This is a genomic window from Pseudomonas sp. FG1 (assembly GCF_034313875.1).
Taxonomy (GTDB): Bacteria; Pseudomonadota; Gammaproteobacteria; order Pseudomonadales; family Pseudomonadaceae; genus Aquipseudomonas; species Aquipseudomonas veronii.
This window is the reverse complement of sequence record NZ_JAVIWP010000001.1, coordinates 4,589,917-4,604,128: the sequence shown is the minus strand read 5'-3', so window position 1 is coordinate 4,604,128 and position 14,212 is coordinate 4,589,917. Positions and strand designations below refer to the sequence as shown.

Here is a 14,212-nt window from a genome sequence, read left to right as displayed (position 1 = left end):
CATCTTGGTGAGCCAGGGACTTTATCTAGACGGGTCACAGGAAGCTTTTCATGAGCGAGCTGACAACAGCAGACACCACCGCACTGCGCAGATGGCTGATCGAACACCTTGCCCAGTTGCTGGGCGCTACCGTGGAAGAAATCGACAGCCTGGGCGATGAGGAAAACCTCTTGGGCTGCGGGTTGGATTCCATCCGCCTGATGTACTTGCAGGAGCGCCTGCGTAGCCATGGGTTGCGGGTCGACTTCGCCCAACTCAGCGCCGAACCCAGCCTCGCGGCCTGGCTTGGCCTGCTGCATGGCCAGGTGGTGCGACGTGTGGAGGTGGCTGATGTCGCCCCGTTGAGCGCAGCCGACGACAGTTTTGAACTCAGCGCGGTGCAACAGGCGTACTGGCTGGGGCGCGGGCCCGCCGAAGTGCTGGGCAATATCAGTTGCCACGCATGGCTGGAATTCGACTGCCAGGGCATCGATGCGCAACGCCTGGAAGCGGCGGTCAAGTGCGTGCAGGCGCGTCACCCGATGTTGCGTGCCAGTTTCAACGACGGCCGCCAACGCATTCTTGGCGCAACGCAATTGCCGGTATTCGACCATCAGGATTGGCGCCACCACACTCAAGCGGTTGCGCAAGACGCCTGGCACGCGCTGCGTGAATGGCGATCGCATGAATGCCTGGCCGTGGACGCGGGGCAGGTGTTGCTGGTCGGCCTGGTGCAGTTGCCCGAAGGCCGTGATCGTGTGTGGTTGAGTGTCGACCTGCTGGCGGTTGACGTGGAAAGCCTGCGCCTGTTGATGGCGCAACTGGGCCAGGCCTATCAGGCGCCGGCCGCGCTTGCGCCCGCGCCGGACGTGCAATTTGCCGACTACCTGGGCCGGCGCCGCCAACGTCGCGCAGAGGCGTATGCGCGAGATCGTGAGTATTGGTGCCAACGCCTTGCGCAGTTGCCGGACGGCCCCGCACTGCCGCTGGCCTGTGCCCCGGAATCGATCCGTGCGCCACGGTTTACCCGCCAGGCTTACGTACTCAGTCACGCAGAAGTCGAACGCCTGCAACGCCAGGCGACGGCCCATGGCCTGACGTTGCCCAGTGTGTTCGCCACGGCATTCAACGCGGTGTTGGCACGCTGGAGTGAACAGTCGAGCTTCCTGCTCAATGTGCCGTTGTTCGACCGTCACGATGATCAGCCATCCATCGATCAGGTGATCGCCGACTTCACCACCTTGCTGCTGGTGGCGTGTGAAGACGCACCGCAGTTGCCGTTTGCCGAAGGCGCCCGACGCTACCAGCGCGACCTGCACGCCACCATCGACCACGCGGCGTTTCCCGCGCTGGAAGTGCTGCGTGAGGCACGTCGCCAAGGTCATCCGCGTTCCGCGCCGGTGGTGTTTTCCTGCAACCTGAGCGATTCGGGTTTTGTCCCCGCCAGCTTTCGCGAGGTGTTTGGCGACCTGCACGACATGCTCTCGCAAACCCCGCAAGTGTGGCTCGACCACCAACTGTATCGGCTTGAGGACGGCGTGCTGCTGGCCTGGGACAGCGTTGCCGACCTGTTCCCGCAAGGCGTGCCGCAGGCGATGTTCAGCGCCTATGTCGAGCTGGTGCAGCGTCTCGCCGACAGCGACTGGAACCAGCCGCAACCGGTGTTGTTGCCGCTGGCGCAACAGGCGCGCCGCGACCAGCAGAACAGCCTGCCGGCGTTGGCGCCGGGGCGTGGCCTGCTCGAAGACTTTTTTCGCCAAAGTGCCCGACAACCCGACGCACTCGCCCTGATCTGCGGCGCGCAACGCTGGACATATAACGATCTGGCTACCCAAGCCCTGCGTATAGCGGCGGGTTTGCTTGAGGCGGGCATGCGTCAGGGCGAGGCAGTGGAGGTCTGCCTGCCGCGTGGGCCTCGCCAGATCGCCGCGGTATTCGGCGTGCTGGCGGCCGGTGGTTGCTATGTGCCGGTGGACACCGCACAGCCGGTTGCGCGGCGCAGCCTGATCGAATCGGCTGCGGGCATCACCCGAGTGATTGCCGATCAGCCGCCGGGCAACGCGCTGCAATGGCTTGACCCGGCGGTGCTTGAGCAGTCCGCGCCATTGGCCGCGCCGAAAACGCTATCGCCGCGCGCCAGCGCGTATGTGATCTACACCTCGGGCTCTACCGGCATTCCCAAAGGGGTTGAAGTCTGCCATGGCGCCGCAATCAACACGATCGACGCGGTGCAGGCCGAACTGCAGGTCACACCGAATGATTGCCTGCTGGCCGTGTCGGCGCTGGATTTCGACTTGTCGGTGTACGATCTGTTTGGCGTGCTGGGGCAGGGCGCTCGCCTGGTGCTGCTGCAACCTGAAGAAACCCGCGATGCGGCGCGTTGGGCGCAACTGATCGCCGAACACCGCGTGAGCCTGTGGAATTCGGCCCCGGCATTGCTGGAAATGGCCCTGGGCGTCGGCGCCGATGCCTGTGATTACCGAAGCCTGCGGGCGGTGTTGCTGTCGGGCGACTGGATTGCCCTCGACCTCGCCGCACGCCTGCGGCGCCACGCCACCGCGCAGTGCCGCGTGTATGGCCTGGGCGGCGCCACCGAGGCGGGTATCTGGTCGAACCTGCAAAGCATTGATGAGGTCCCCGACCACTGGCCGTCGATTCCCTATGGCAAGCCTTTGGCCGGCCAGGCGTATCGGGTGGTGGACGCCACCGGGCGCGATGTGCCGGACCAGGTGATCGGGCAACTGTTGATCGGTGGTGCAAGCCTGGCGCGGGGGTATCGCAATGACCCGTTGCTGACCGCACAGCGCTTTCGCAGTGATGAGCACGGGCGTTGGTACCACACCGGCGACCGCGGGCGCTTCTGGGCTGATGGCACCCTTGAGTTTCTCGGGCGCATGGACCAGCAGGTCAAGCTGCGCGGGCAGCGTATCGAACTGGGGGAAATCGAAGCGGCGCTCACCGCCCACCCACGGGTTGAAAGCGCCTGTGCCGCCGTGTTGAACGGCAGCCTCGGCGCGGCCGTGGTGATCAGCCCTGAATCTGCATCGGCGCAGGCGTTGCCGGCCGTCTCGATGCTCGACGACACCTTGGCCGCAGAACACCAGGTCACTGCGCAGCTGTTGCGCCGCCTGCTGCAAGACCCGCCGCCCAGCGTCCTGCTTGACACGTGGCGCGAGTGGCTGGCCGAGCATGTCGAGTCGCTCAGCCTGCACGACGCGTTGGCGCACTTAGGGTGGCGCGAGGCGGATCTGCACCGCATGGTCGGTGCCTTGCAGGTGCTATTGCGCACCGAAGACGGCGCCTCGCAAGTGTTATTCGATCCGTTGCTGGCACCGCAGGCCATGGCGTTGAACCTGCCGGCGGGCCGCCAGGTGTTGGACACCCTGAGCCAGGCGCTCCAACAACACCGCGGCACACCGCTGAAAGTCGCGGTGCTGGATGTGCGCGGCGGGCAGTTGCTGGAGCAATGGCTGAACCACGCGAGTTCGCGCGACGTGCAACTGACCTTGTTCGAGAGCAGCCCCGGCCTGCTGGCCGCCAGCGTGGGCAAGCGCCGGCGCGTGGCGAGCCAACTGCTGGTGGAGGGCGTGCTGCCCGCTGAACACTGGTCACAGTACGACGTGGTGATCAGCTTCGCGGCCTTGCACAGTTATGCTCAGCCCGGCGATGGGCTGAATCTGGCGCAGGCACTGCTCAAGCCGCAAGGCCGCCTGTTGCTGGCCGACCTGCTGCGCGACTCGCCGTTGCGGCTGGTCAGCGCGGCGCTGCTGGATGAGCGCGCACCGGTATTGCCTGACGCTGCCGAACTGGCGCACCTGCTCGGCCAGAGCGGTTTTCGCCACCTGGAATGCCTGTGGCAAAACCCCGCGATGCTGCTGTTGAGTGCGCGTGCGGCGAATGAAACCCTGACCGCTGAAAGCCTCGACCAATGGCTGCAACAACGCTTGCCCCAGGCGATGCGGCCCGAACATCTGTGGTCCGTACCGCGCCTGACACTGAATGCCAACGGCAAGATCGACCGCGCGCGCCTGCACGCCAGCCTCAGCGCCGCGTTGCAACGCAGGCAACCGGCAAACAACGAAGACGGCGAACTCAGTGCCGAGCTACAGCCCCTGGCAGCGTGCTGGGAGGCCATCCTGGGACGGCCGGTGCGCAGCGCCCAGGCGAGTTTTTTCAGCCTGGGCGGCGACAGCCTGCTGGCGACGCGGCTGCTGGCCAGCGTGCGTGAACAACTGGGCGCCAGCCTGCGCATGAGCGATTTCTACCTGCAGCCGACATTGGCAGGCATGGCCGCGCTGTTGGTGCGCAGCGGCGAAGTGGCTATCGAGGAGGGCGTGTTATGAGCCTGGATGATGTGCTGCACATCTGCCGTGAACGCCAGATCGAACTCTGGGCCACTGACGGCAAGCTGCATTTTCGCGCGCCGCAAGGCGCATTGGACTCAGCCCTGGCGGAGCGTATTCGCGCCCAGCGGCCAGCGCTGCTGGTGCATCTTGCGCCCCAACAATGGCGCGCACAGCCGGAGCAGGCGCTGCAACCCTTCGCCTTGAGCGCGGTACAGGGCGCCTATGTACTGGGGCGCAACCCGGCCTTTGACTATGGCGGCAACGCTTGCCACTTGTATGTCGAATACCCGTGGCCGGCGAACGTCGACACCGGGCACCTTGAACAGGCCTGGAACGCCGTGGTGCAACGTCACCCGATGCTGCGCGCGGTGGTCGATAACCATCAGCAACGTGTGCAAGCCCAGGTGCCATGGCAACAGCTGCCGGTGCATGACCGCCGCGACGCCACGCCCGAGGCGTTCGAGGCGCACCTGAACAGCGTGCGCAAGCGCCTGGACCATGCCTGCCATGCGCTCGATCAATGGCCGATCCTGCTGCCCGAACTGAGCGTGGGACGCGAGCAGGCAATCCTGCATTGTTCGGTGGATTTCACCTTGTTCGACTACGCCAGCCTGCAACTGCTGCTGGCAGAACTCACCCAGCGCTACTTGGAACCGACGCGCCACTGGCCGGCGCTGGAAGCGACCTTTCGCGACTACCTCGAGCACGAACAGCAAGCGCGCGGCAGCACCGCCTGGCACGCCGACAAGGCGTGGTGGCTGGCGCGCCTGGACAGCCTGCCCGGGCGTCCGGACCTGCCGCTGAGCGAGCACGCGGGCTTGGGCTCCACGCGTTTCGCCCACCACCATGGCGTGTTGAGCAGCGGGCAATGGAACGCCCTGTGCGCCCTTGCCAGCGCCCAAGGCCTCAGCGCGGCGGGCGTGACGCTGGCCGCGTTTGTCGAGGTGATCGGGCGCTGGAGCCAAAGCCCGGACTTTTGCCTGAACCTCACCGTGCTCAACCGGCCGAACCTGCACCCGCAGTTGGACCAGGTCGTGGGGGACTTCACCGCCCTGAGCCTGCTCGCGGTGGACGGCACCGAGGGTGCCAGTTTTGTCCAGCGTGCGCGGCGTATCGGCGCGCAGCTGTTCGATGACCTCGACCACAGCCGCTTCACCGGCGTTGAGGTACTGCGCGAACTGGCCCGTGTGCGAGGGCGTGGCGCCGACCTGATGCCGGTGGTGTTCACCAGTGGCATCGGCAGCGTCGAACGCATGCTCGGCGATACCGGGCGTGTGTTGCAGCCGCCCAGCTACATGATCAGCCAAACCCCGCAAGTGTGGATCGACTGCCAGGTCAGCGACCAATACGGCGGTTTGCAGATCGGCTGGGATGTCCGCATCGGCGTGTTGCCCGAGGGCATGGCCGCGCAGATGTTCGCAGCCTACGTCGACTTGCTGCAACGTTTGGCCTGCGACCCGCAATTATGGCAAGCGCGTGGCGATATCGTGCTGCCCGCGCAGCAGGCAAACCCGCCAATCCACGCCAGCGCCCCAGCGCGCAATATCGCCGACGGCTTCGCCCAACAGGCGCGGCGAACTCCGGATGCCCTCGTGATCAGTGACCGCGACGGCCGTTACCGCTATCGCCAGGTCGCCCAGCATGCCGCCGCGGTGCGCAAGGCGCTTGAAGCGCTCGGCGTGCAGCCGGGGGCGCGGGTGGCGGTGATGCTGCCCAAGAGCGCCTGGCAACTGATGGCGGTGCTGGGCATTACTCAGATGGGCGCGGCCTATGTGCCGGTGGACATCCGCCAACCGGCCTTGCGCCGCGAGGCGATCCTGCGCGACGCGGGGATTGCCGCGGTGATTGTCCTGCAAGCCCAGGCATGGCCGGACACCCTTGAACTTCCGCGCATCGCCATCGATACGCTTGCCGCCGACCCGCATTGGCCACCCCGTGAGCCGCTGGCGGTAGAGGCCGCGGACCTGGCCTACATCATCTACACCTCAGGCTCCACCGGCACGCCCAAAGGCGTAATGCTCAGCCATGGCGCGGTGGTCAACACCCTCGATGACATCAACCAGCGCTACGCGGTGAACGCCGATGACCGCGTGCTGGGCCTGGCAGAGTTGAGTTTCGACCTGTCGGTGTATGACTTCTTCGGCGCCACGGCGGTCGGTGCGCAGGTGGTGCTGCCCGACCCCGAGCGCGGCGCCGATCCTTCGCACTGGGCGCAATTGATGCAGGAACACGGCATCACCTTGTGGAACTCGGTGCCTGCACAAGGGCAGATGCTGGTGGATTACCTGGAGACCGAGCCCGGCGCAATCCCCGGGCCGCGCTGCGTGCTGTGGTCCGGCGACTGGATTCCCACCACGCTGCCGACGCGCTGGTGGCAACGCTGGCCCGAAAGCCAGTTGTTCAGCCTGGGCGGCGCCACCGAAGCCGCGATCTGGTCGGTGGAGCATCCCATTCGTGCCGAAGATACGGCCTTGCCGAGCATCCCCTACGGCCGGGCCCTCAAGCACCAGACCCTGGAAGTGCTCGACGCGCTGGGCCGCCAGTGCCCGGTGGGCGTGCGTGGTGAGATTCATATCGGCGGACTCGGCCTGGCCCTGGGTTATGCCGAAGACCGGCAACGCAGCGCCGAGCGGTTTATCACCCATGCCAGCGGGCGTCGCCTGTACCGCACGGGTGACCAGGGACGTTACCTGGACGCGGAGGGCGTGATCGAGTTTCTTGGGCGCCAGGATGACCAGGTGAAGATTCGCGGTCACCGCATCGAACTGGCGGAAATCGACGCGGGCTGGCTGGCCCATCCGCAGATCGCCGCGAGTACCACGGTGTTGCTCGGCGAGCGTCACGAACGTTCGCTGTGCAGCTTCGTCACCCTGCACACCCACGCGCCTGCGCCTCACCTGAGCACGCAGCTGGGCGAAGTCCTGCGCCAGGCACGCCACACCCTTGAACACGCGGATTTCGGCCCGCGCGCCGCCATCGAGGCGGCACTGGCGGCGCTGGATCGGGCGGCGGATGTGTCGTTGCTGCACTGGTTGGGCGGTAGTGGCTTGCTGATCCCGGGGCAGTCCGTGGCATTCGACTCGCTGTGCCAGGCCTTGCAACTCGACGCGGGTCAGCATCGCCTGTTGCGGCATTGGCTGATGTTGTTGACCGACAGCGGCTACCTGTGTGCGGACAATGACGGTTGGCGCTGCCAGGTCAGCACGGCTGACCTGAATCAGCACGATGCCTGGGCACAGTTCGCCCGCCTGGCGCCGAGCGGTCTTTGGCCGCTGGAATTGGTCGATTACCTGCGCACCAGCGCGACCCGCCTGGCCGAGCAATTGGACGGGCGCCTGAGCCCGGCAAGCCTGATGTTCCCGCAGGGCTCGGCACATATTGCCGAGGCGATGTACAGCCGTGGCCAGCATGCCCAAGTGCTGCATCGGGCCATGGCCGAGGCGGTTTGCGCGATCGTTGCGCGCCAGAGCCAGCGCCGCTGGCGCATCCTGGAAGTGGGCGCCGGCACCGGTGCCGCCAGTGCGCTGATCATCCCGGCGCTGGCGCCGTTGGTGGCGGACGGGGTGCAGATCGACTATGTGTTTTCCGACGTGTCGAGCTATTTCCTTAACGCTGCGCGCGAACGCTTTGCCGCGTATCCGTGGGTGCGCTTCATGCCGTTCGACATGAACAAACCCGCCTGCGAACAAGGGCTTGCCGCGGGGTCCCTGGACCTGCTGCTCAGCTCCGGCGCATTGAACAACGCCCTGGATACACCACGCCTGCTCGCCGGGTTACGCCAATTACTGCAAGCCGATGCCTGGCTGGTGATCCAGGAACTGACCCGCGAACACCGCGAAATCAGCATCAGCCAAAGCCTGATGATGGAGACGCCGCAGGACGTGCGCGCCACCTCCGGGCAGCTGTTTGTGCATACGGACCAGTGGCTGGCGCGGCTGAACAGCGAGGCCGGCGACCAGGCCGAATCGCTGGCGTCGGCCGACAGCGTGCTGCACCTGCTGGGCTACGACCTGTTGGTCGCACGCGTGAAAACCGACCGGCCATTACTGAGCCAGGAGACGTTGCTGGCCTTCATCGCCGAGCGCGTGCCGCGTTATATGGTGCCGGCGCAGGTGCGGATACTCGACCGCTTGCCGGTCACCGCCAATGGCAAGATTGACCGCCGCGCACTGACCACCCAAGCCGAGCAACGCCAGCTCGAACCGGCACGCCGTGCGCGCACGGAAGTGGCGGATGAGCTGGTGCAGCGCTTGATCGCGCATTGGGAGCGAGTACTCGATTGCAGTGGGGTGTCGGCGGATCAGGATTTCTTCGGCGCCGGTGGTGACTCGCTGCTGATCGCGCAATTGATCGCCGGCTTGCGCGAGCAAGAGCCATTGGCCCGTGCGCAACCCTTCGACCGCCTGTTGCGCTGGGCTCTCAGCCAGCCGACCCCGGAAGGCCTGGCCCAGCGCTTGCGCAGTGAGTCGAGCAGTGAAGCCCCCGCAGTGGTGCCCTGCCTGGACACCCGCCGTGCGCCGCTGGGTGGGCGCGGGCGGGTGGATGCGCTGACGGAACTGGCCGCGGGTGAAGGCACAGCGCGGGTGCTGGTGCATGAAGGGCTCGGCACGCTGCTGCCGTATCGCGGGTTGATCGCCGAACTGGCCGGCAGCGGCCCGTTGCTGGGGTTGGCGGTGCATGACAGCGACGATTACCTGAGCCTGCCGCCGGAGCATATCAACGCCACCCTCGGCAAACGGTATGCCCAGGCGCTGTGGGACAGCGGCCGGCGCCGCTTCGACTTGCTGGGCTACTGCTCCGGCGGGCTGGTAACGCTGGAGCTGGCCAAGGCCCTGCTGCAATTGGGCGCCGAGGTGCGTCGGGTGGACATCGTATCGAGCTACCGCATTCCGTACCTGGTGGAGGATGAAGTGCAGATGCTCTACAGCTTCGCCGGCACCCTGGGCCTGGACACTGCTGCACTGGGGTTGCCGGCGGCTGAACAGTTGCTCGACAAACACCTGGATCTGGACGCCACTGCGCTCAAATCCCGCGTACTGGCGGCGGCCAAGGGCATTGCCGATGAGCAGTTGTACCGGGTGTTCGCTCATTCCGTGCGCGCCAGTCACTACAGTGATGGCGCGCCGTATGTGGGCGCCATCCGCCTGTTTGTGCCGAGTGTCGCCAACCCGTTGATCCCTGATCACCAGGCCGCTCTGCAAGCCTGGTGGCAGGCGGCGTCGTTGGCGCCGCTGACTGTGCAGACCCTGCGCGGCAATCACTTCGAGTGCTTGAACGCCGGGCTGAGTCGTTACCTGCTGGAGGAACGCCCATGACTATGCCTGTGAAAACCCTGGTGGTGGGCTCGCGCTTCGGCCAGTTCTACGCCGTTGGTGTGGCTGCGGCGGAGCACCTGGAATTGGTCGGGGTGCTGGGGCAGGGCAGTCGTCGCTCCCGCGCACTGGCTCGCTATCTCGAAGTGCCGTGTTTCGATGCCTTGGCCCACGTACCCGCCGACACACAACTGGCTTGCGTAGCGGTGGGCGGCGCAGCAAGGGGCGAACAGGGCCCCGCCTTGGCGCAAGCGCTGATGGAGCGGGGCATTGATGTGCTGATCGAGCACCCGTTGCTGCCCCAGGAACTGCAAGACCTGCTGAGCACGGCGGCGCGCCTGCATCGGCGCTGCCTGCTCAACAGTTTCTACCCGCAGTTGCCGTGCGTGGCGCGGTTCATCGAGCTGGCGCGGCAGCTGCATCGTCAACAGGGCATTCGCCATATCGACGCCGACTGCGCGGTGCAGGTGAGTTACGCGACCCTCGATGTGCTGGCGGCGCTGTTGGAATCGGTAGGCCCATGGTCGGTGGACTGCGTGGCACCGGCGCTGTCGGCCTGGCGGGATATCAGCCTGGTCATGGCGCAAGTGCCGGTGTCGTTGCGCGTGCTCAATGAGTTGGCCGCCAATGATGACGGGCGCATGCAGAGGTTGCAGCGCATCAGCATCGCCACTGACAGCGGCACGTTGCTGTTGGCCTCGCCCCACGGACCGTTGCTGTGGCTGCCGGCCGTGCGTGCGCCGGTGCAAGATGCCGACGGGGTGTTCGACCTGTTTGGGCCGCAGGCCGATGAGCCGCTGCCGTGCGCCGAAGTGTTGGAGGCCGCGGCGGCGGATTGGGCGCAGGTTTACCGCCGCGTCTGGCCAACAGCTGCGGCCAGTGCATTGCAACCGCTGATCAGGGGGGTGGGGCTGGCGCGCCTGCAACAGCGCAGCCTGGAAGTGGTGAGGCTATGGCAACAGGTGACGGCGGCGCTCGGGTTCCCGCTGCAGCCGTCGCTGACGTTACCGGCGGCCGGCCTGGCCCAGGCATTGGAGCACGTCCGATGAGCCACTTGAGCGAAATGCTGCGTCCTTTCCGTGCGCGCTTAGGGGCGGCGATCGCGTTGCAGGCCGTCGCCGGGATCTGCTCGCTGCTGCCGCTGATAGCCTTGGCGCAACTGGCGGACAGCTTGCGCCAGGCGCCGCCGCTGGCGTCTTCGGCACTGAACTGGGTGGTGGTGGCGGTGGTGGCGTCAGCGCTGTGGTTGTGCGGCCAGACCCTGGCCTTGCACCTGACCCATCAGGTGGACGCCGACCTGTGTGACCGTCTGCGCGTGCGCCTGGCCGAGCATCTGCAACGCTTGCCCTTGGGCTGGTTTGCACGGCTGGGGCCCGAGGGCGTCACCCGTTACGCCGAGCAGGATGTGCGGGCCTTGCACCAACTGGTGGGCCATGCGCCGACCGACCTGGTCAACCTGCTGTTGATTCCCATGGCCACCCTGGCCTACCTGCTGTGGAGCAACAGTGTCCTGGCGCTCTGGTGCCTGCTGCCGTTGGCATTGGGCGTGTTGGGCTATTGGCGCCTGGGCTCGGCGCATTACCGCGAGGACGTGGCCCAGCGCAATGGCGCAATCCAGCGGTTGTTCAGCGACTACAGCCAGTTCGCCGGCAACCTGGGCCTGGTCCGGCAATTTCCCAGCGCGGGCATTCATCGCCGTGTGCAAGAGGCGGTGCAGCAGTTTGATCAGCGCTTCAGCCATTGGGTGAGCCGCGCCGGTCATCTTGCTGCGCTGATCCAGGTCCTGCTCAGCGCACCGTGGCTGTTGGCCTGGGTGGTACTTGGCACACTATTTATCGGCGTGAGCGAAGTGGGCGCCGTGCAGGTGTGCGGCTTTTTGCTGCTGGTGCGCGCCATGGCAGCGCCGGTATTGGCGCTGGGGCACGGCTTTGATGCGCTGAACAACGCGCGCGCAAGTGCCCGGCGCCTACAGGAGGTGTTGAGTACACCGCCGTTGATCGAGCCCGACACGCCGCAATCGCCTCGGGACGCCAGCGTGGAGATGCTCGATGTGAGCTTCTCCCAGGGTGATGTCACGGTACTGAAGGCGATCAACCTGCGCCTGGAGCCGGGCACTACCACCGCGCTGGTGGGGCCGTCCGGCGCGGGGAAAAGCACCTTGGCCGGTTTGATCGCCCGCTTTATGGACGTCGACAGCGGGCATGTGCGCGTGGGCGGGGTGGATGTTCGGCAGATCGCCAGCCGCCAATTGCAGCAGCATCTGGCGCTGGTGTTTCAGCAGGCGGGGGCATTGCGCCTGTCACTGGCGCAAAACATCGCCCTGTATCAGCCGCACGCCAGTGAAAAACAGATTCGCGCCGCAGCCAAGGCGGCCTGCCTGGATGACTGGATCATGGGGTTGCCCAAGGGCTACGCCAGCGTGGTGGACGATGATGTGCGGCTGTCCGGCGGCGAATTGCAGCGCCTGGCGATTGCGCGGGCGCTGCTGTCGCGGGCGCCGATCATGTTGCTCGACGAACCCACCTCCGCCACCGACCCGCAGACCGAGCGCGCCTTGCGTACTGCACTGCGTGACGACGCAGCCGGGCGCACGCGGCTGATCATCGCCCATCGCCTGGAAACCATCGCCCATGTCGAGCAGATCCTGGTGCTCTGCGAAGGGCGCATTGTGCAGCGCGGATGTCATGCACAGTTGTTGGCCGTGGACGGTCTGTACCGCCAGCTGTGGGACGAGCAAATGTCGACGGCCGATCAACTGGAGTTCGTGTCATGAGTGTACTTTCGCCGTTGCGTCATTTGCCCGACCAGGCCCGGCGCGTACTGCGCGGCGCCCTGGGCTGGATGCTACTGGCCGCCGTGCTGGATGGCTTGGCGGGGTTGGCGCTGGTGCCGCTGATACTGGCCTGGTTCGATCAACAGAGTGTGCAGCCAAGTGTGCTGCTGTTGCTGGGGCTGACGTTGCTGCAAGCCTTGGTCAGCTACGTTGCCCAGCGCCGTGGTTATCTGGCGGGAGCCGGGTTGGCGGCCGGCCTGGTCTCGCAACTGGTGCAACAGCTGCCGCGCTTGCCATTGGCGCGTCAGGGCCAGTTGGAAGACCTGGTGCGCGGGCCGGTGTTCAACAGCATGGGCATTCCGGCGCACTTGCTGGCGCCGCTGGTAACGGCGCTGGTGACGCCGACGATGGTGGTGCTGGGGCTGATCTTTATTGAACCGCGTTTGGCGCTGGCGTTGGCCCTGGCTTATCTGCCGTTGTTCGCCCTGCTGCGTTGGGCCGGGCGACGTAGCCTGGCGCTGGAGCAACTGCGCCAGCAAGTCGACCGTCGCGCCGGGCAGCTGTTGCAGACATTCGCGCAGCAACAGGCCTTGATCCGCAGCGCCGGTGATGCCAGCCAGGGCCAGTTGGCGTTGCGTCAGGCCTTGCACGAGCAACACCAGGCCACGCACCGTCTCAACCGCCGCGCGCTGCCCAGCGGGCTTGGCTTTGCGGCGGCGGTGCAGGTGGTGTTTTCGCTGGTGTTGGCAGGTGGCGTGCTGGCGGTGGCGGCGGGGCAGTTATCCGGCGCGCTGTTGGTGGCGGTGTTGGTGTTGCTGGTGCGCTTCATCGAACCGCTGTCGCAACTGGCTTACCTGGACCAGGCTTTGCGTATGGCGTGGCAGGCGTTATCTCAAGTGCTCGCGGTGTTAGCCGTGCCGACGCTGCACAGCCCGCACCCCGGAGAGCAGCCTCAGGATGCGAGTTTGCAAGGGCAAGGCTTGAATATCTGCGGCGAAGGCGGCGAGCAGTTGCTCAAGGATGTGGACATCCATTGCGCGCCGGGAACGTTCACGGCGATTGTCGGTCCGTCGGGCGCGGGTAAAAGTACTCTGCTGGCCTTGCTGGGGCGTGGCATGGACCCGCAGACCGGCGCAGTACGACTCGGCCAGGTGGACATTCGCCAGCTAAGCGAACACACCTTGGCCAACCACCTCACGCAAGTGTTCCAGAACAGCGGACTGTTTGCCGGCAGCCTGCTGTGGAATGTCAGCATGGCCCGGCCGCAAGCCACGCCTGCGCAACTGCAACACGCCGCCAAGGATGCTGCATTGGATGAGGTGCTCAGCAGCCTGCCGCAGGGTTGGCACAGTGAGGTGGGGCCGGGCGGCGCATTACTCTCGGGCGGCCAGCGGCAACGGGTCGGCCTGGCGCGCGCGCTGCTGTCCCCGGCGCCGATCCTGTTGCTTGACGAACCCACCGCCAGCCTCGATGCGCGCTGCGAAGCACGGGTCAATCGCAGCCTGCAGGCGCTGCATGGCAGGCGCACCGTGGTGTTGGTGTCGCACAACCCGATGTTGGTGCGCGGTGCCGATCAGATCCTGGTGCTGGAAGGCGGCAGCGTCAGTGGCTGCGGCAGTCATGAGCAGTTGCTGGCCACGCACCGCTGGTATGCGCAGTTCGTCGAGCAAAACCTGCCGGGCAGCCATTGAAAAAGTCCCTTAATCGAAAAGTCGCAGCGTTCGTTTAAACGATACTAATGCGAATTATTATCGATAAAGAGGCTGGGCAATGTCACACCGGGGAGCAACAAAGGCGGGGCG

5 protein-coding genes are annotated in these 14,212 nt (G+C 66.0%); all 5 read left to right on the top strand.

Going from position 1 to position 14,212, the window contains the following annotated elements:
- Positions 1-50: 50 nt before the first annotated feature.
- Genes RGV59_RS21010 through RGV59_RS20990 form a run of 5 tightly spaced genes read left to right on the top strand, consistent with a single transcriptional unit; the run spans position 51 to position 14,101 of the window.
- Complete coding sequence (locus RGV59_RS21010) at positions 51-4,322, top strand: non-ribosomal peptide synthetase (protein ID WP_126585251.1); 4,272 nt, start codon at positions 51-53, stop codon at positions 4,320-4,322.
- Positions 4,319-9,640, top strand: a complete 5,322-nt coding sequence (locus tag RGV59_RS21005; protein ID WP_322247038.1) for a non-ribosomal peptide synthetase — start codon at positions 4,319-4,321, stop codon at positions 9,638-9,640. The genes RGV59_RS21010 and RGV59_RS21005 overlap by 4 nt, the downstream gene beginning before the upstream one ends.
- Entirely contained in the window at positions 9,637-10,686 is a 1,050-nt protein-coding gene (locus tag RGV59_RS21000) for a Gfo/Idh/MocA family oxidoreductase (protein ID WP_126585249.1), read from the top strand. The genes RGV59_RS21005 and RGV59_RS21000 overlap by 4 nt, the downstream gene beginning before the upstream one ends.
- A complete protein-coding gene (locus tag RGV59_RS20995; RefSeq protein WP_126585248.1) occupies positions 10,683-12,410 on the top strand; it encodes an ABC transporter ATP-binding protein in 1,728 nt (575 codons plus the stop codon). The genes RGV59_RS21000 and RGV59_RS20995 overlap by 4 nt, the downstream gene beginning before the upstream one ends.
- Entirely contained in the window at positions 12,407-14,101 is a 1,695-nt protein-coding gene (locus RGV59_RS20990) for an ABC transporter ATP-binding protein (RefSeq protein WP_046489529.1), read from the top strand. The genes RGV59_RS20995 and RGV59_RS20990 overlap by 4 nt, the downstream gene beginning before the upstream one ends.
- Positions 14,102-14,212: the final 111 nt, after the last annotated feature.

Excerpts from the sequence above, each read along its gene's own strand:
- RGV59_RS21010 (WP_126585251.1), top strand. The coding sequence starts at position 51 with ATGAGCGAGCTGACAACAGCAGACACCACCGCACTGCGCAGATGGCTG.
- RGV59_RS21005 (WP_322247038.1), top strand. The coding sequence starts at position 4,319 with ATGAGCCTGGATGATGTGCTGCACATCTGCCGTGAACGCCAGATCGAA.
- RGV59_RS21000 (WP_126585249.1), top strand. The coding sequence starts at position 9,637 with ATGACTATGCCTGTGAAAACCCTGGTGGTGGGCTCGCGCTTCGGCCAG.
- RGV59_RS20995 (WP_126585248.1), top strand. The coding sequence starts at position 10,683 with ATGAGCCACTTGAGCGAAATGCTGCGTCCTTTCCGTGCGCGCTTAGGG.
- RGV59_RS20990 (WP_046489529.1), top strand. The coding sequence starts at position 12,407 with ATGAGTGTACTTTCGCCGTTGCGTCATTTGCCCGACCAGGCCCGGCGC.